Below are 15,954 nucleotides of genomic sequence, written 5' to 3' on the forward strand. Positions count from 1 at the left end.
TTCGTAATTTCGCACGCCGCAGGGGCGTAAAAGGAGATGCCATGGACCAGATTGCCTCTTCCGATCTCAAGACCATCCTGCACTCCAAACGAGCCAACATCTACTATCTGGAGCACTGCCGCGTGCTGGTGAACGGCGGCCGCGTGGAATACGTGACCGATGCGGGCAGGGAACGCCTGTACTGGAACATTCCCATTGCCAACACCACGACCGTGCTGCTCGGTCCCGGCACCTCGGTGACCCAGGCGGCCATGCGTGAGCTAGGCAAGGCCGGTGTGATGGTTGGCTTCTGTGGCGAATTCACGCGGGCCGCACAGGCAGCTCAGGTATAAAGCTTGGCACCAGCGTCATCATCTCTTTCTCCTTTTGAAAGAAGTTGAGCTATTCATCCACTCCGACTTTCTTGATCATCCGCCAAGGGGCACGTAAGAGGCCTAAATCGCGCCATACGGAATTCTTTCCATAATACGGCAACACCTTGAGAGGCATCCATGCGATACGCTCTTTTTCTGCTTACTCTGTTTCTGGCTGCGCCCGTCTGGGCCGCGCCCTGGCTGGCCCTCAAACCCGTCGCGCTTTCATCGTCCGGCTCTCCCGCGACCATCAGCGTAGACAAGAAAACCGGGCCGGTATCCGCTCTGCGGCTGAAGATTGACGGAGCGACCGTGCATCTGGACTCTCTGGCCCTGATCCCCATAAAGGGCGATCCCATTCCCCTGCATGTACCCCAGATTCTGAAAACGGGCGAATCCTCCGGACTGATCCGCATTCCCGGTACGGCCGTGCCCACCGCTGAACTGCGTCTCGGCTACCGCGTTTCCGGTGGAAAAAAAGCCATCCTCTCCGTGCGCCTCAAGACTGCGGGAGCCCCGCAAAACGGTACCATCACGTATCCACAGTCCGGTGGACCCGAACTCATACGGCCCATACTACCCGTCGAACAGTAACCTGCCGGCCGGACCGGAGGTTGCCTGCCTAGGCTTCTCTCCAGACCGGTCGGAACCGCGCCCTCCGGCCGCAAAATTCCATGCAGTCCACTTCTCCACTGGTTTTTCTGGGTCTGGACGGCTTGCCGTGGTCTCTGGCCCGTGAACTGTCCGTTCAGGGGCTGCTCCCCAACCTGACCCGGGTCATGGACACAAGCGGCCCCATCCGGGCCGAGTTGCCGGAACTCTCCCCGGTCAACTGGACCTCCCTTTTCACCGCCTCCCCGCCGGGCGTCCACGGTGTGTACGGGTTCACCCGCATGGACCCGCAAACCTACCGGCTGTCCTTCACTGATTTCACCCATGTGCACGGACCCACCATCTTTGAGATTCTGGGCCAAGCCGGATTCTTCTCCAGGGCGGTAAACATGCCGCTTCTGGCCCCGGTGCGGCCCTGCCGTGCCATGCTGGTGGCCGGATTTCCGGCCGGCGGCCTTGAGGGGAGCACACATCCGCCCGTGCTGGGAGGCATGCTCGAAGACCTCGGCTACCGCGTGGATGCCGACACCGTACACGGAGCGACAGACCCGGCCTTTCTGCTGGACGAGCTGCACCGCACCCTGCGCGGCCGGAAAAAAGCTCTGGACCTGCTCTGGCCGGACATGTCCTGGGACCTGTTCATGCTGGTTCTGACCGAAACCGACCGGCTGGGGCATTTTCTTTTTCCGGCTCTCAGGGAAGAACACCACCCCTGGCGCGGCCCGTGTCTGGAATTCATGGCCGCCTGGGACGAGGTCATCGGAGCCCTGCTCGACCGCTACCATGACCTGCCCGACCCCAAGCGGCTGATCATGATGGCCGATCACGGCTTTACCGCCCTGGACCAGGAGGTGGACCTGAACGCCTGGCTCGCCCGCACGGGGCTGCTGTACACATCCAGACCGCCCGAAAACGAATGGGACGCGGACTGCCTGGACGCCCGGACCAGGGCTTTCGCCCTTGACCCCGGCCGCATCTACCTGCACACCAGAGACCGCTTCGCCAAAGGCCGGATGTCCCCCGACGACGCCCGGCGTCTGGCCGCCGAACTGGAAACGGCCCTGAGAGCGATCACCGTGGACGGCCGCCGGGTCATCCGGGAAATCCACCACGGCCGGGAACTCTATATGGGCCCCCAGGCGCATCTGGCCCCGGACCTGGTTCTCGTGCCGGAGCCCGGTTTCGATCTGAAGGGAAAATTCGGCAGAACCGCCGTGACTGGCCATTTCGGCCGTCAGGGCATGCACACGGCCCACGACGTGTTCCATTTCGACAGCGCCGGAGCCCCGGCCCGCACGCCCACGGATGTAGGCCGCCACATTCTCGAACATTTCGGGCTGCCCAGGCAGGCCGTACCCCTGTAAAACCGCTCATGCTCGACTACCAGAACGATCTCAATCCGGCCCAGTACGAGGCCGTCTCCACCCTGGACGGCCCGGTGCTGGTCATCGCCGGAGCCGGATCGGGCAAGACCCGGACTGTCGTCTACCGCCTGGCCCACCTGGTGGAACGCGGCGTTTCACCCGCCGAAATTCTCCTTCTGACCTTTACCCGCAAGGCTTCGGCCGAAATGCTGCATCGCGCCGGAGCCCTTCTTGGCCACCAGAATCTGGGCGCGGTACGCGGAAGCACCTTCCACGGCTTCGCCTTTTCCCTGCTCAAACAGTACGCAGGACTGCTCGGATTCGAGCGAGGCGTGTCCATCATGGACAGAAGCGACGCCGAGGACATGCTGGGCGAGGCCAGGGACCGGCTGCGCATCGGGCGCGGAGACCGCAAGTTCCCCAAACGCGGGACCATCCTCTCCCTCATCAGCAAAAGCCGGAACAAGGAGCTGCCGCTGGAGCAGATTCTCCGGCGCGAGGCGTACCATCTGGGCGCCTACGCCGAGGACATGGCCCGGCTGGACGAGGAGTATACCCGCATGAAGCGGGAATGCGGCCTGCTCGACTACGACGATCTTCTGTTCATGCTGGAGCGTCTGCTGACGGATTTTCCGCATGTGCGACAGGCCGTGACATCGTCCATCTCACACATCATGGTGGACGAATATCAGGACACCAATCTGGTCCAGGCCCGGCTGACGGGCCTGCTGGCTCCGCCGGATCAGGACCGGCCCAACATTCTGGCCGTGGGCGACGACGCCCAGTCCATCTACGCCTTCCGGGGAGCCGATGTCCGCAACATCCTGAACTTCCCGAATCTCTTCCCGGAAACCCGGATCATCAAGCTGGAGCAGAATTACCGCTCCACCCAGCCCATTCTGGAGCTGACCAACGCCATTCTGGACGGCTTCCGGGATAAATTCGGCAAAAAACTTTTCTCCGACCGTCAGGATTCCCGCCTGCCCGAATACATCCAGCCCTTTTCCGACCGCAGCCAGGCCAGACTGGTCACGGCCAAGATCGCAGAGCTCAGCCGGGAATACCCCCTGGACCAGATCGCGGTTCTGTTCAGGGCCGGGTACCAGTCCTACCATGTGGAAGTGGAGCTGAACAAAATCGGCCTGCCTTTTCGCAAATACGGCGGCATCAAGTTTTCCGAGGCCGCGCACATAAAGGATGTGCTGGCCTGCCTGCGCCTGTCCCTGAACGCCGCCGACCTGCCCGCCTGGCAGCGCATGCTCGGCAACATTCCGGGCATCGGCCCCAAAAGCGCCCAGAAAATCCACCATGCGGTCATGGTCAACGACCAGAATTTCCTGCGCGCCCAATGCTCCAAAAAGCCCGCCCTGACGGAGCTTCTGGGCGTGCTGGACACCCTGCGCGCCCAGGTAATGAAACCGGCCACGGCCATCGGCTTCATTCTGGAATACTACACGCCGGTCCTGCGGGAAAAATTTTCCGACGACTATCCGCGCCGGGAAGCGGGACTTGAAGAGCTGGCCCAGATCGCCCTGGGCTACGAGGACACGGCCTCCTTTCTGGGCGACCTGAGCCTGGACAGTCCCGACGCCGAAGAAGCGCGCGGTCCGGCGGTCACGCTGTCCACGGTGCATTCGGCCAAGGGGCTGGAATGGGAGGCCGTGCTGGTCATCGATCTGGTGGAGGACCGTTTCCCGTCCCGCCACGCTCTGGGCGACAGCGAAGCCTTCGAGGAGGAACGGCGGCTTCTGTACGTGGCCTGCACCAGGGCTCGCGCGCACCTGAGCCTGTTTTCGCCGGAAACCCTGTACAGCCGGGAGGCGTCCACCTCCATGCCCGCCCGGCCCAGCTCCTTTCTGCAGGACATCCCGCCGCATTTGTTCACCCGCTACCGCGAGCAGTTCACGGGCGGGCTTGCCCCGCAATCCGCGCCCATCCGGACCGGAACAGGACGGACGGACTCTTTTCCGGACGCGGCGGATCTGAACATTTCCGCGCCGGACGGCGAATACGCCTCCGCGCCGCGCCAGACAGGCCAGACGCCTGTTCAGGGAACCTTCTGCCGCCACAAGATCTTCGGCCGGGGCAAAGTCATCGCGCGGGTGGAGCCCAACAAATACAAGATCAATTTTCCGGGCTTCGGCCTGAAACTCATCATCGAGGATTTCGTGGAGCTGGAATGAACGAGGAAAACGCCGTCTCCCGGATCATCGGCCATGTACGCTCGCCTCTCGCCGCCAGAGAGGAATGCCCCAAATACGGCGATCCGGACCTGCCGCCGGTGTGGATCGACCTTGCCCCGGAATACGAGACCGCGGCGGCGGATCTGAACGTCGGCGATGCCATTCTGGTCCTGACCTGGATGCATCTGGCCGACCGGAGCGTACTGCGCTGCCATCCCAAAGGAGATAAGGATCTGCCGCCGCGCGGCATCTTCTCCACCCGCTCCCCGGACCGGCCCACACCCATCGGCCTGCACGCCGTGCGTATCACCGGCCGCAAGAAAACGAGCATCCAGGTGCACCCGCTGGAAGCCATGCACGGCACGCCCGTCATCGACATCAAACCCGACAACTCACCCTCCCCCGGACAGGCCGAATTCCCGGCCCTGGTCGAGCCCCGCGCCGGAGAAGAAATCCTCCGGGCCGGAAGGGACGGCTGGTCCCGCGGCCTTTTCGCCGGGTTCAACGGCAATATCAGCGTGCGCCGGGGAGAGCGGATCATCATTACCGCCACGGGCAGCGCCAAAGGGCACCTCACACCCCGCGATCTGACCGTGGTGGACCTGGCCGCGGGCCGTCCCCTGTCCTCCGCCAAGCCCTCTTCGGAACTGGCCGTACATCTGGAAATATACCGGAACCAGCATCTGGCGCAGGCTGTGGTGCACACCCATCCGCCGCTGCTGACCGCCCTGTTCCTGCGCGGCGGGGAACTTGAGCCGTCTCTTTTTGAAAGCCGCACTCTGGCGGGGAAACTGGTCCGCATCCCCTTTCTGGAACCGGGATCGGCGGAGCTGGGGCAGGCCGTGGGTCAGGCCGCCCGGACCGCCGAAGCCGTGTTCATGGACCGCCACGGTCTGGTCTGCCGGGGAGAAAGCCTGACACAGGCCCTGGCGCTATCCGAAGAACTGGAGCACCTGGCCGCAATCAGCCTGTCGGTCCGAAACGGCGGACCTTACGGCAGTTCAGACCAGACCACCGCGCCCCGGCCGGAACAGCTCCCGTAGCGGCTCGCCGGAACCTCATTCTTCCAGAAACGGCGCGGCCAGCTCCCGCACGCGCTGGGCCTCCCCGGCATTACCGTGCTTGACGCAGCCACGCGCGTACATCCTGACCCGTTCCCCCAGAGCCCGCGTCGTCCAGCCCCGCTGTTCCGGCGTCAGCTCCGCGCGCCGCAGAAGATCCAGCATGGCGTAGATGCGGTACAGGTCGAGCCCGGTGATCCGCCGCGAAAGCTGGTCCGCATGCCCGCCCGTCTTGACCGTCAAAGCCTCGGGCAGAAGTCCCACAGCGTATCTGATCCCGACGCGCAGCCACAGGCTGTAATCCTCGCAGGCGGGAAGGCTTTCGTCGAAAGGCCCCAGCTCTTCCCAGAGCCCGCGGGAAAACATGACGCAGGACGGACTGATCAGACACAATTCCAGGGAACGCGGCAGAAACCATCCGGCCATCTTGGCGTGTTTGCGGCACGAATTGACCCGGACGCCGTGACGAATCCAGATTTCTTCTGTCTGGCAGATGGAAAACCCGCTTTCGGCCAGAAAACGGAGCTGTTTTGAAAGCTTGTCCGGCATCCAGTAGTCGTCGGAGTCCAGAAGGGCGATCCAGGGCGCGGACGTGGCGGCGATGCCCGCGTTGCGCGCCGCGCTGACGCCTTTATTTTCCCGGCGTATTCCCTTAAGCCGGGGATCGCTGAATCCGGCCAGCACGGCGGGCGTGGCGTCGGTGGAGCCGTCGTCCACCACGACGAGCTCGAAATCGGTCCACGTCTGGGCCAGCACCGAGGAAACGGCCCGGCCCAGCACGGCGGCCCGTTCATGGGTGGGAATAATCACGGAAACACGTGGCATGCGCAGTATTCAGGTTGTCAATGTACGCTGGTTCAACGCCACGGCGTGGTACGGAATGTACTTGAGCCGCCTGCTGCTGGAGGCCGGACACGAAACCCTGGTTCTGGTCCTGCCGGACACTCTGGCCGAAGCAAAGGGGCAGGAATGGAACCTGCCCATGCGCCGGATGCCTCTCAACACGGTCACGCCGTGGGGAATAATCGGGCTGTATGCGGAACTCAAGGCGCTGGTCCGGGAATTCCATCCCCGGGTGGTCAACTGCCACCGGGGCGAAGCCTTCATTCTCTGGGGTCTGCTGAAGAAGGAACTGGGCTCCTTCCGGCTGGTCCGCACCAGAGGCGACCAGCGCCCGCCCAAAAACAGTCCCGCCAACCGCTGGCTGCACAATACGGCAAGCGACGCGGTCATCACCACCAACTCTCGCATGACCTGCCATTTCCGCGACAATTTCCGCACTCCGCCCGGCAGGCTGCACCAGATTCTGGGCGGCGTGGACAAGAGCGTCTTTTTTCCCGACGCCCGGGCCCGCGCTCTGGCCAGAGAGGAGCTGGGCTACACGGACAGGCATTTCGTGATCGGGCTTCTGGGCCGTTTCGACCGCGTCAAGGGACAGCGGGAACTGATCCAGGCCCTGGGACTGCTGCGCACACGCGGCCTGCGGGACATCCACCTGCTGCTTCTGGGCTTTGACTCGGCGACACCTGAAGGTCAGGTCCGGGATTGGCTCCGCGAGGCAGGCATGGAAGAAGCAGCCGCCATCACGGGCAAACGAAGCGACATTCCCCGGCTTCTGAACGCCCTGGACCTCGGCGCCGCGCCGTCCTTGTGGTCCGAGACCATCGCCCGCGCCGCTCTGGAAATCATGGCCTGCGGCGTGCCGCTCATCGCCTCCGATGTCGGCGTCATGCCGGACCTGCTGGACGCGGACGCCCTGTTTCCGCCCGGCAACGTGGAAGCCCTGGCCCGGCGGGTGGAAGCCGCGTATCTGGACTCCGGCCTGAGGGAAAATCTGCGCCAGGCCCAGGCCGTCCGCATGGCTGACCTGGACGGGCGGGATTTCCTGGCCCAAACCCTTGGCGTGTACGAAAGCCTATGATCCGGGTCGGCATCATGCTGCCCAGGCTCGGCCGCTACGGAGGCGCGGAGCAGTTCGGCTGCCGTCTGGCCGGATATCTGGCCGGTCTTCCGGAAAAGGAATTCGATGTGACCTTTGTCTGCGCCCGGCAGGACGGCCCCGAACCTTCGGGAGTACGGGTCATCCGCGTGGGCAGGCCCCTGCCCGGCAAGCTGGGCAAGACCCTGTGGTTCGCCCTGGCCGCCGAAGCCGTCCGGCGCAGGGAAAAATTCGACGTCAGCGTGGGGCTGGGCAACACGATTTTTCAGGACCTGCTCCGCCTGTCCGGAGCGCCCACGGCCCTGTTCTGGGAACGCTCGGCCAAAGCCTACCCGCCGGGCTTCGCCCGCGCGGCCAAATCCCTGGCCCGCCGTCTGTCGCCCGGCAAACAGGTGGCCCGCCTCATCGAAAAACTTCAGGTCCGGCACAGCGGGACACTGGTCGCCAATTCCGACCTGGTGCGCGATCTGTCCGTGCAGGCATTTCCCTTTCTGCGGCCGGAGCGCATCCCCGTCATCTACAACGAGGCGGATCCGGCCCGCTTCCATCCGGTCTCCGGACAGGGCCGAAATGAGGCTCGCGCCGCTTTCGGGCTGCCGGAGCAGGCGAACCTGATCCTCACCGCCGGAACCAATTTCCGGCTGAAGGGCGTGCATATGCTGCTGGAAGCCCTGGCCGGACTGCCGAAGTCGTTTCATCTGGCCGTGGCCGGAGGCCGAAAAGAGCTTACGGATACGGCCCGAAAATGCGGCGTGGAGCACCGCGTCCATTTTCTGGGCCGGGTGGACGACATGCCCCGGCTGTACCGGGCCGCCGATATTTTCGTGCTGAACACCTTTTACGACGCCTGCTCCAACGCCGTGCTCGAAGCTCTGGCCTGCGGCCTGCCCGTGCTGTCCACGATCCACAACGGCAGCTCCGCCTTTCTGCGGCCCGAGGCCGTGCTGCCCGACCCGTCCGACGCTCCCGAAGTGGCGCGGCGCATCCGGACGCTGATCCGCGGCGGCTCCACGGCCCGGACGGATTTTTCACCCCGCCGCGGTCTGGAACCCTACGCGGAGATCATCCGCTCTCTGGCAGCCGCGAGCCGGAGACAGCGTCCGTCCCTCCTGAAACAGACCCAGCGTTGAGCCTAAAGACACAGACCTGAAAGCCGACAGTACCTTTAGGCGCAAGAAAACACCCGCTCCCAGCCCGGTCACATCATTTCTTCACAGGGCGACACGGATACGCCAAAGGCGGCTTTATTAGCCGTGGCAATGCAGGGAAAAGGAGCGTTGTCTGGAGGCAGACAAAAGCCCTCCGCCGTGGATACTATCAAGAAAAAATCGGCCCGTTACCTCTTCATAATCGCAGCACACCGACTTTTCACAATCAACGCAGGCTGAGAATCAACGGTATTTTTTCGGAGGGACGCCAAAGTGACGCGAAAAGGCCCGACTGAAATGGCCGGGGTTCGCATATCCGACCCGGTAAGCCACCTCGGTCACGTTGTACCTACCTTCCTCGAGCAGTTTGCGGGCCTCGCTCATCCGATGCTGCTGGAACAGTGAAAAAATCGAAGTCCCGTACATGGAACGAAAGGTCCGCTTGAGACTGCTCTCGCTCATACCAACAGATTTGGCGAGCTGGCTGATGGAAAAAGGATGTTCGAGACTGTCGCGCATCATCTGCCACGCTCTGGCGACCTTGCTGTGACGGGTATAGCTCTCGCAGCAGCATTCGTTCTGAACAAAATACTGGGACAGGTATTCGAGGGTCAGTTCCATGCCCTTCAACTCCAGATACGCCTCACGCATGGGTCCCTTGAACGGGCAGCTCAGTATCTGCCCTGAAAGAAGCAGGGTCGTCACGCTGCCCGGAGCCGCATACATAAACGGCTCGGGATTTTGCATCAGCAGGCATTTGGCTTTCCTGTTGAGCCTGATTTTCTCGTTATCAAGCAGGCCGAGCACATGCATGTGCGAAATGGTCAGGCCGAGAAAACATGTCGAGCAATGAGGGCATCCCCTGACGCAACGTCCCGTTCCTCCTCCGAAAACACAGGTCGTGTGCTGCGGGAACAGCTCGGAGCGCAGTTCCGTATCAACGGCCAGTTCTCCTTCGAGCACGTAGCCGAACCCGACATGTTCGGAGAGTTTCTCTGGATCAAGCGCCAGTGGTTCGAGATTCGGTTTTATGACTGTGAGGTTTATGCCGAAGCGATTATTCCCATCCAGAATCGTCGTAACTGTGGACATAGTTCGCCTGATTTGAAAAAAATTTTACCGTCATTGAAATCAGGTTGATCCCCTGATTTCGGGTTTCCTCCAGTTGCCCCGGCACTTCTTTCCGAAATTCCAGGCGCCCGCTACTCGGTTAAGCCGATCTTCTCTATGCCGTCAGCTGCCACAACTTGACGGCAGATTCCTTCTCCCAAAGCTGCTTGTACAAGCCGCCACGCGCCAACAGTTCGTCGTGCGTTCCTGTTTCGACGGGCTTGCCCTCGTTCATCACGAGTATCTGGTCGGCATGGCGGATATGATTCAATGTATGCGCCACCATGATGACCGTCTTCCGATGAGTCAGAGCGGAGATGCCCTGTTGAATGGCCCATGCGTTCTCAGGATCGACGCTCGAGAAGGCCTCGTCGAGCAGAACAACGGGAGCGTCCTTCAGAATGGCCCGGGCGATGGACACGCGCTGCCGCTCTCCCCCGGAGAAAGTGCAGCCACCCTCGCCCACGAGGGTTTTATAACCTTCCGGCAGCGCCGTGATAAAATCGTGGCATCCGGAGGCCTTCGCCGCGGCGACAATCTCTTCGGGTGAAGCCTCCGGTCTGCCCATGCGGATGTTTTCCTCGATGGTACCAGTGAACAGGTATACATCCTGAAACACGATGGAGAACACAGCCATGAGATCCCGCTGCGGAATATCCCTGATGTCGATGCCCCCCAGCGACACCTTGCCGCCCTGTACGTCCCAGAAACGGGCCAGAAGCATCAGAAGGGTGGTCTTGCCGCTTCCCGAGTGCCCCACCACCGCTGTCAGCGTACCGGGGCGAAAGGCGGCCGTCATTCCGTTGACGGCCGGAGCCTGGCCGGGTTGATAAGCGAACGTGGCCTGCTCCATGCCGAGGCCGTTCTCTTCAGGACTGGTGTCTCCTTCGTCCGGCAGGACCGGCAGGGAATGCAGACTGTCGATGTGGTCGAGACTCAGCGAGATGATGTTCAGAATGCCGAACTCGCCGAGAAGCGCCTCCACCGGCTGGTAGTAGGTGCCGCTCATGATGGCGAAGAACAGAAAGACCGGTAGCGATATCATGCCGTTCAAGTGGAAAATCAGGCCGCACAGGAAGACCATCCCCATCCCGATGCGGATGAAGAGCTGATACAGCATCATCGGCCGTATGGCCTTGAGTTCATATGCGGCGGCGGCATCCCGGTAGCGTTCCAGATGCCCCGAGATTTCCCTGAAGATATGCTCGCTCATCCGATAGGAACGGATCGTTTCCATACCCGAAACATATTCCAAAATGGCGCCGATGACTCCCCGTTCCATTTCCTGCCGTTTTTCTCCGGCGGTTTTGAAGGCCCGTTTCGTCGAGTTGTACACGAACCACGCCGGTACGAATCCGATCATCGCAATGATTGCCAGCCGAAAGTCCATGAAAAGCATGATAACGGAGAGGCAGACCACAGACGTCATGCCTGCGATGAAATTGGCCGCAGTGGCCATACAGCGCATTTCGACGAAGCTCATGTCATTTGTGAAAACAGATGTCAGGCCACCGAGCTGTTCCGCCTGGAAGGTGCCCAGCGGCAGTCTGGCCAGCCGCCCGCTCTCTTTGATCCGGACATCCCGCATGATTTCGTAGCCGACGGCGGCCTGAAGCCTGGTGACCTGGTATTCCAGAACATAGCGCAGCGCGAGAAGACCTGCCATACACAGGCTGTATCGCACCAGCACGCCCATGCCGAAGGTCCCGTTCACAAGGCTGACTATCGCCGCCATGACAAACAGATATATGCCGCCCGTGCAGCAGTTCTGAAGGATGTTCAGTGTCGCCGCCGCGAGCAGTGTCTTTCGTCTGCCGCCCGCCAGTGCAAAAATACGGCGAATCATCTCAATCATGGTCCTCGCCTCCCGCAAGCCAGTTTTCGGAACGCTCAAAGGCTTCCCACATGTTTCTATAGACGGGAGACGCGGCAAGCAGGTCGGCATGGGAACCGGAAGCCGCCAGTTCGCCGTTTCGGATCACCATGATCGTATCCGCGTCCACAACACTCAGCAGGCGATGGGCGATGACCACGACAGTCTTCCCCCGCGCCAGTGCGGAAAGCGCTTTTTGGAGTTCATCCTCGTTATCGGGGTCGCAATACGCCGTGGCTTCGTCCAGAATGAGTACGGGAGCATTTTTCAGCAGCGCCCGCGCAATGGCGATGCGCTGGCGTTCGCCGCCCGACAGCGTGCACCCGCGTCCGAGCATGGTTTCATAGCCCTGCGGCAACGCCATGATGAAATCATGACACCGGGCGGCCTTCGCCGCTTCGGACACTTCCTCGAAGGTGGCATCGGGTTTGCCCAGACGGATATTATCGATCACACTCTGCTCGAACACCGTGTTGTTCTGGGTCACGAAAGCGATAGTCGAGGCAAGCTGTTCCGCCGTCATGGAGCGGATGTCCACTCCGCCGATACGGATGCTGCCACCCTTGACGTCCCAGAATCTAGCGATCAGCCTGGCGATGGTGCTTTTGCCGCCGCCGGAAGGTCCGACCAGCGCGGTCACCTTGCCCGCCTCGGCGGTGAAGGAAAGGCCGTCGAAGACCTTTTTCTCGCCGTATCCGAAGGAGACATTATCGAAAACGACGTCAAACCCTTCCGGCACGGAAGGTGCCTTTTCCTGCGGCAGTTCGCGCATATCGAGCAGTTCGGCGAGGCGTCCGGCAATCTGCATGCAGATATTCATTTCGTCGCCATAGCGTCCGATCTTGGTCAGTGGCGCGACATAGCACAGAGACGCGAACAAATAGAACAGCAGCGACGGTGCGTCGATCCTGCCTGTGGCATACAGATACCCCGCCGCCGGAAAAACGAAGACGATCCCGGAACTCATGATCACGGAATTGACGGTCATCGAATGGCGGCATTCCGCAAACCATTGTTTCATGAAACTGCAATAGCGCCTGGCGGACTCCTCGAACCGCGACCATGATTTTCCTTCAGCGGCGAAGATGCGGATTTCTTTCATTCCGTGGACATACTCCACGAGGCTGCTGTTCAGCTTCTGCGTGGTGGACTCCATGACGGGAAAATTCTTCATGGCCAGCTTGCCCATGACTCCGATGCACGACATGTAGATGACGATGGGCAAAAGCATGACGAGGCCCACGCGCCAATCCATGCAGAAGACGACTGCGATCATGCTGACCGGAACGATGAGGTTGCCGAGTATTTCCGGGTAGTGGTGCCCGTAGAACATCTCGAGCTTTTCCACATCGTCGAAGATTCTGCTTTTCAGCTTTCCCGCCGAGTTTTCGTCGAGGAAGCCCTGTGGGACACGGGCGAATTTCCGCAGAATATCGCTGCGGATCGCATGAAGTGTCTCAAAGGCCGTCAGATGCGAGAGCCGCGTGGACAGAAAGTGGAACACCACCTGAAGAAAAATGCCTCCCACGGACAACCCGCCCCCCATGTAAGCTCGGGAAACGTCCCGGGGATCGGAAAGCAATGCATCCAGAATCACGTACAGCCCGAGCATGGGCAGCAGACTGCACAGGGCCGAAAAAACAGCAAGGGCTCCGGCAGCCAGCAGGCGCCTGCGATTCGTCTTGTCTGGGAGCCCGCACAATGTCCGCATTCCGTTATTCATGTGGACCTCCAAGCCACGTGAAAAGGGCTGACCCGGACATGCCGAGTGCACCCGTCTCAACGATTCTGTTCAAACGCATTGCAACACGCCTCCTTTACCGCTCCGCACGAACTCGAGTCCGCGCGGACGTGGCATTCTCACTTTCTCTCGTCACCGAACACTTTCAGACGGACGATCAGATTGGGAGTGATGAAATAGTCACACATGACCGCAACGAGGACGCCTATGGTCACCAGAACGCCCATGTGCACGAATATGACCATCTTGGAAAAGGCATAGGCCATGAAACTGAGGCTAAGGACGCACGAGGTCAGCAACATGGCCTTTCCAGTGCTCAGAAACGTGCGCCGCACACTCTCACGGTAATTGCCCGTCCGCATGAATTCGAGCTGGCAATGGTTGATGAAGTGGATGGTATCGTCGACAGCCAATCCGAGCAGCATGGGAATGACCGTCACCGTCATCATGTCCAGCGGGATGTTGAAAAAGCCCATGACGGCGCACACGAAAAACGCCGGAAGCAGGTTCGGAATCATGGCAATCAGGCCAATTCTGAGGCTTGCGAAGGCCAGAGCCATGATCATGGAGATGGTCAGCATCGACATGAAGACAGACTGTACCTGTCCCCAGCTGACGTAGTCCTGAATCTGCGTGAACTGGCAGAGCGTGCCGGTCAGGATGACCTTGGCTCCGGGAAACAGTTCGGCTCCCCATTGTCTGATGGCATTCAACTCCCGCACGGCTTCGCCGGAGTTGTAGTCGTCGATTTCGATCATGATACGCAAACGCTTGTACTCGTAGTCGATCCAGCGTTCGGCTTCCGTACCCCCCGCGTTCTCGTACAGCAGCAGGACCTGTGCAATCTCTTCCCGGCTGCCGGGAAGGGCATAGTGCGCGGGATCGTTGGCATTGAGCACCATATTGAGATCCTTGAGGACGTCAACGACACTGTGCACCTTTTTGGTCAGCGGGAATTCCTTGATGCGTTCCGTCAGCGTTTCCAGCTTCCTGAGATTTTCCGGCAGGCGGGCTTCGTCCTCGTCAGGAAATTCGATCCCCACTCCGAAGGAATACAGTGAACCAAGAGGTGTCTCGCTGATGCGGCAGATGCGGTCGACGTAGGGTACATCCGTCCCGAAGGAGCGGCGAAGATCAAAGGCTACTTCAACCTTGAACAGCCCGACGACGGACGCAATGACAGCCAGAGCGGCAATGGAAAAGATAAGTTTTGGATAATCCAGCACCCGGGCGCCCATGCGCTTCATGAGCGCATCCAGCCAGCTGTCCTTTTCCTTTTTCCGCTCCACGGCGGGCTTGTCCTTGCCGTAGGAAAGCAGGATCGGCAGCAGTACGATGGTCAGCACGAAAAGCAGGATGGTCAGGGTGGCCGATGTGACTCCGACCCAGCGGATGGGCCGCAGATTCACGAAGCAGAACGAAAGCAGGGAGACCGCCGTGGTAAACGCGCTGAAAAAGATAGGCCAACCTGTTTCACCGGCGGCATGTTCCAGCGACCACCGCCGCTGCCCTGTCCGCTGGAATTCCCATCTGAAGAAATTGATGAAGTACAACGAGTAACATACCGCCATGGAAAAGCTGAGAAAAATGGGCATCAGCATGACGAGCGGGTCGGTACTGATACCGATCAGGCCCTGCATGCCAAGAACGATGGCAAGCCCCGCTCCGCCCAGGAACAGCGGGAAAAGGACACCGCGCACGCCGCGCAGGACGATGGAGAGCAAAATCACGACAAAAAGCAGTGAAAGGCCGATCAGACGCGGCATTTCCTTGGCCATGAAGTTGCGCTTCTCCAGATTGATGACCGGCCAGCCGGTCGTCTGAGGATGCAGGTACGCGTACTTTTCCTGTCCGGCGATTTCATTCACCTTTCGGCCGATGACCATTTCGATGAACTCACCGTGCTCGTCTACCGTGCCGTCCGGGATATTCTTCAGGCGCAGCATGACCCACGCGTACCGGCCGTCTTCTGAGACAAGCCGGTTCTTCAGGGATGGCTTGGCCATGACGGCGTTGCGGATCGCCTCCAGCTCCTCCGGCGATTCGGGGATAACGGAAGGGACAATGTCAGAAACATCGAGGCCGTCCTCCGTTCCTTGCGTGAATTCCATGTCGGTGACGGAAACCACGTCGTCGGCATAAGGTACGCCGTCGAGCAATTCCTTGCCCATTTCACGGATGCTTTTCAGTACGTCGGGCGCAAAGACGTTGCCTGTCTTCAGCAGCACGGCACAAAAATTGTCGTTCCCGAAAATGGACGCCATGTAGTCCTTGGCGATCAGCAGCGAGTCCCCTTCATCGAAATAATGGGAATCGTCCGTATCGGTCTTGAGCTGTTTCAGGCCGTATGCCGAGCACGCCAGAACCAGAACCATGATCGCCAGAAACAGATTCCTGCGTTTCAAAATGGCCTTGCTCAGCCCGACAGAACGCCTGTTGATCGCTTCAATATTCAGCATACAATCCTCGCCGTGGTCGTATTGCGTGGGTGTGGGATCCCGAAAAAGTACCGTAGACCGGCCTCACGCTCAGGAGCTGCGTTTCCGGATCCATGCAAGCCGTCATACAGA

At 60.6% G+C, this 15,954-nt stretch carries 12 protein-coding genes; 7 read left to right on the plus strand and 5 right to left on the minus strand.

Going from position 1 to position 15,954, the window contains the following annotated elements; translation table 11 throughout:
- Positions 1-41 precede the first annotated feature (41 nt).
- The 5 genes from AXF15_RS01690 to AXF15_RS01710 all read left to right on the plus strand — a co-directional run bounded on the left by AXF15_RS01690 (position 42) and on the right by AXF15_RS01710 (position 5,555).
- On the plus strand, positions 42-332 hold the full coding sequence (locus tag AXF15_RS01690) for a CRISPR-associated endonuclease Cas1 (RefSeq protein ID WP_066602459.1): 291 nt from the start codon (positions 42-44) through the stop codon (positions 330-332).
- A 159-nt stretch (positions 333-491) separates the two neighbouring features.
- Positions 492-947: a hypothetical protein gene (locus AXF15_RS01695; RefSeq protein ID WP_066602461.1), complete on the plus strand. Its 456-nt coding sequence runs from the start codon at positions 492-494 to the stop codon at positions 945-947.
- Between the two features lie 80 nt (positions 948-1,027).
- Positions 1,028-2,329, plus strand: coding sequence for an alkaline phosphatase family protein (locus AXF15_RS01700; RefSeq protein ID WP_066602462.1), 1,302 nt, complete (start codon positions 1,028-1,030; stop codon positions 2,327-2,329).
- 8 nt (positions 2,330-2,337) lie between these two features.
- Positions 2,338-4,512 carry an ATP-dependent helicase gene (locus AXF15_RS01705; RefSeq protein WP_066602466.1) on the plus strand — a complete coding sequence of 725 codons (2,175 nt, stop codon included), beginning with the start codon at positions 2,338-2,340 and terminating at the stop codon, positions 4,510-4,512.
- On the plus strand, positions 4,509-5,555 hold the full coding sequence (locus AXF15_RS01710) for a TrmO family methyltransferase domain-containing protein (protein WP_066602469.1): 1,047 nt from the start codon (positions 4,509-4,511) through the stop codon (positions 5,553-5,555). Before AXF15_RS01705 ends, AXF15_RS01710 begins: the two co-directional genes overlap by 4 nt.
- A 15-nt stretch (positions 5,556-5,570) precedes the next feature.
- Here AXF15_RS01710 and AXF15_RS01715 read toward each other — a convergent pair whose 3' ends face one another.
- Positions 5,571-6,398, minus strand: coding sequence for a glycosyltransferase family 2 protein (locus AXF15_RS01715; protein WP_066602471.1), 828 nt, complete (start codon positions 6,396-6,398; stop codon positions 5,571-5,573).
- On the opposite strand from AXF15_RS01715, the gene AXF15_RS01720 reads away from it, so the two are divergent.
- Positions 6,397-7,494, plus strand: a complete 1,098-nt coding sequence (locus AXF15_RS01720) for a glycosyltransferase family 4 protein (RefSeq protein WP_066602474.1) — start codon at positions 6,397-6,399, stop codon at positions 7,492-7,494. The genes AXF15_RS01715 and AXF15_RS01720 overlap by 2 nt on opposite strands.
- Positions 7,491-8,642 carry a glycosyltransferase family 4 protein gene (locus tag AXF15_RS01725; protein ID WP_066602477.1) on the plus strand — a complete coding sequence of 384 codons (1,152 nt, stop codon included), beginning with the start codon at positions 7,491-7,493 and terminating at the stop codon, positions 8,640-8,642. The genes AXF15_RS01720 and AXF15_RS01725 overlap by 4 nt, the downstream gene beginning before the upstream one ends.
- A 261-nt stretch (positions 8,643-8,903) precedes the next feature.
- Here the strand turns inward: AXF15_RS01725 and AXF15_RS01730 are convergent, their stop codons facing one another.
- The 4 genes from AXF15_RS01730 to AXF15_RS01745 form a co-directional block, all read right to left on the minus strand.
- Positions 8,904-9,752, minus strand: a complete 849-nt coding sequence (locus tag AXF15_RS01730; protein WP_066602483.1) for a helix-turn-helix transcriptional regulator — start codon at positions 9,750-9,752, stop codon at positions 8,904-8,906.
- 133 nt (positions 9,753-9,885) lie between these two features.
- Entirely contained in the window at positions 9,886-11,625 is a 1,740-nt protein-coding gene (locus AXF15_RS01735) for an ABC transporter ATP-binding protein (RefSeq protein WP_066602486.1), read from the minus strand.
- Positions 11,618-13,366: an ABC transporter ATP-binding protein gene (locus tag AXF15_RS01740; protein WP_066602489.1), complete on the minus strand. Its 1,749-nt coding sequence runs from the start codon at positions 13,364-13,366 to the stop codon at positions 11,618-11,620. Before AXF15_RS01740 ends, AXF15_RS01735 begins: the two co-directional genes overlap by 8 nt.
- 137 nt (positions 13,367-13,503) lie before the next feature.
- Complete coding sequence (locus tag AXF15_RS01745; protein WP_066602492.1) at positions 13,504-15,843, minus strand: efflux RND transporter permease subunit; 2,340 nt, start codon at positions 15,841-15,843, stop codon at positions 13,504-13,506.
- Positions 15,844-15,954: the final 111 nt, after the last annotated feature.

Source organism: Desulfomicrobium orale DSM 12838 (assembly GCF_001553625.1).
Lineage (GTDB): Bacteria > Desulfobacterota > Desulfovibrionia > Desulfovibrionales > Desulfomicrobiaceae > Desulfomicrobium > Desulfomicrobium orale.

Coding starts and splice junctions, on each gene's coding strand:
- AXF15_RS01715 (WP_066602471.1), bottom strand. CDS start 6,398: ATGCCACGTGTTTCCGTGATTATTCCCACCCATGAACGGGCCGCCGTG.
- AXF15_RS01690 (WP_066602459.1), top strand. CDS start 42: ATGGACCAGATTGCCTCTTCCGATCTCAAGACCATCCTGCACTCCAAA.
- AXF15_RS01695 (WP_066602461.1), top strand. CDS start 492: ATGCGATACGCTCTTTTTCTGCTTACTCTGTTTCTGGCTGCGCCCGTC.
- AXF15_RS01740 (WP_066602489.1), bottom strand. CDS start 13,366: ATGAATAACGGAATGCGGACATTGTGCGGGCTCCCAGACAAGACGAAT.
- AXF15_RS01720 (WP_066602474.1), top strand. CDS start 6,397: ATGCGCAGTATTCAGGTTGTCAATGTACGCTGGTTCAACGCCACGGCG.
- AXF15_RS01735 (WP_066602486.1), bottom strand. CDS start 11,625: ATGATTGAGATGATTCGCCGTATTTTTGCACTGGCGGGCGGCAGACGA.
- AXF15_RS01705 (WP_066602466.1), top strand. CDS start 2,338: ATGCTCGACTACCAGAACGATCTCAATCCGGCCCAGTACGAGGCCGTC.
- AXF15_RS01710 (WP_066602469.1), top strand. CDS start 4,509: ATGAACGAGGAAAACGCCGTCTCCCGGATCATCGGCCATGTACGCTCG.
- AXF15_RS01700 (WP_066602462.1), top strand. CDS start 1,028: ATGCAGTCCACTTCTCCACTGGTTTTTCTGGGTCTGGACGGCTTGCCG.
- AXF15_RS01725 (WP_066602477.1), top strand. CDS start 7,491: ATGATCCGGGTCGGCATCATGCTGCCCAGGCTCGGCCGCTACGGAGGC.
- AXF15_RS01730 (WP_066602483.1), bottom strand. CDS start 9,752: ATGTCCACAGTTACGACGATTCTGGATGGGAATAATCGCTTCGGCATA.
- AXF15_RS01745 (WP_066602492.1), bottom strand. CDS start 15,843: ATGCTGAATATTGAAGCGATCAACAGGCGTTCTGTCGGGCTGAGCAAG.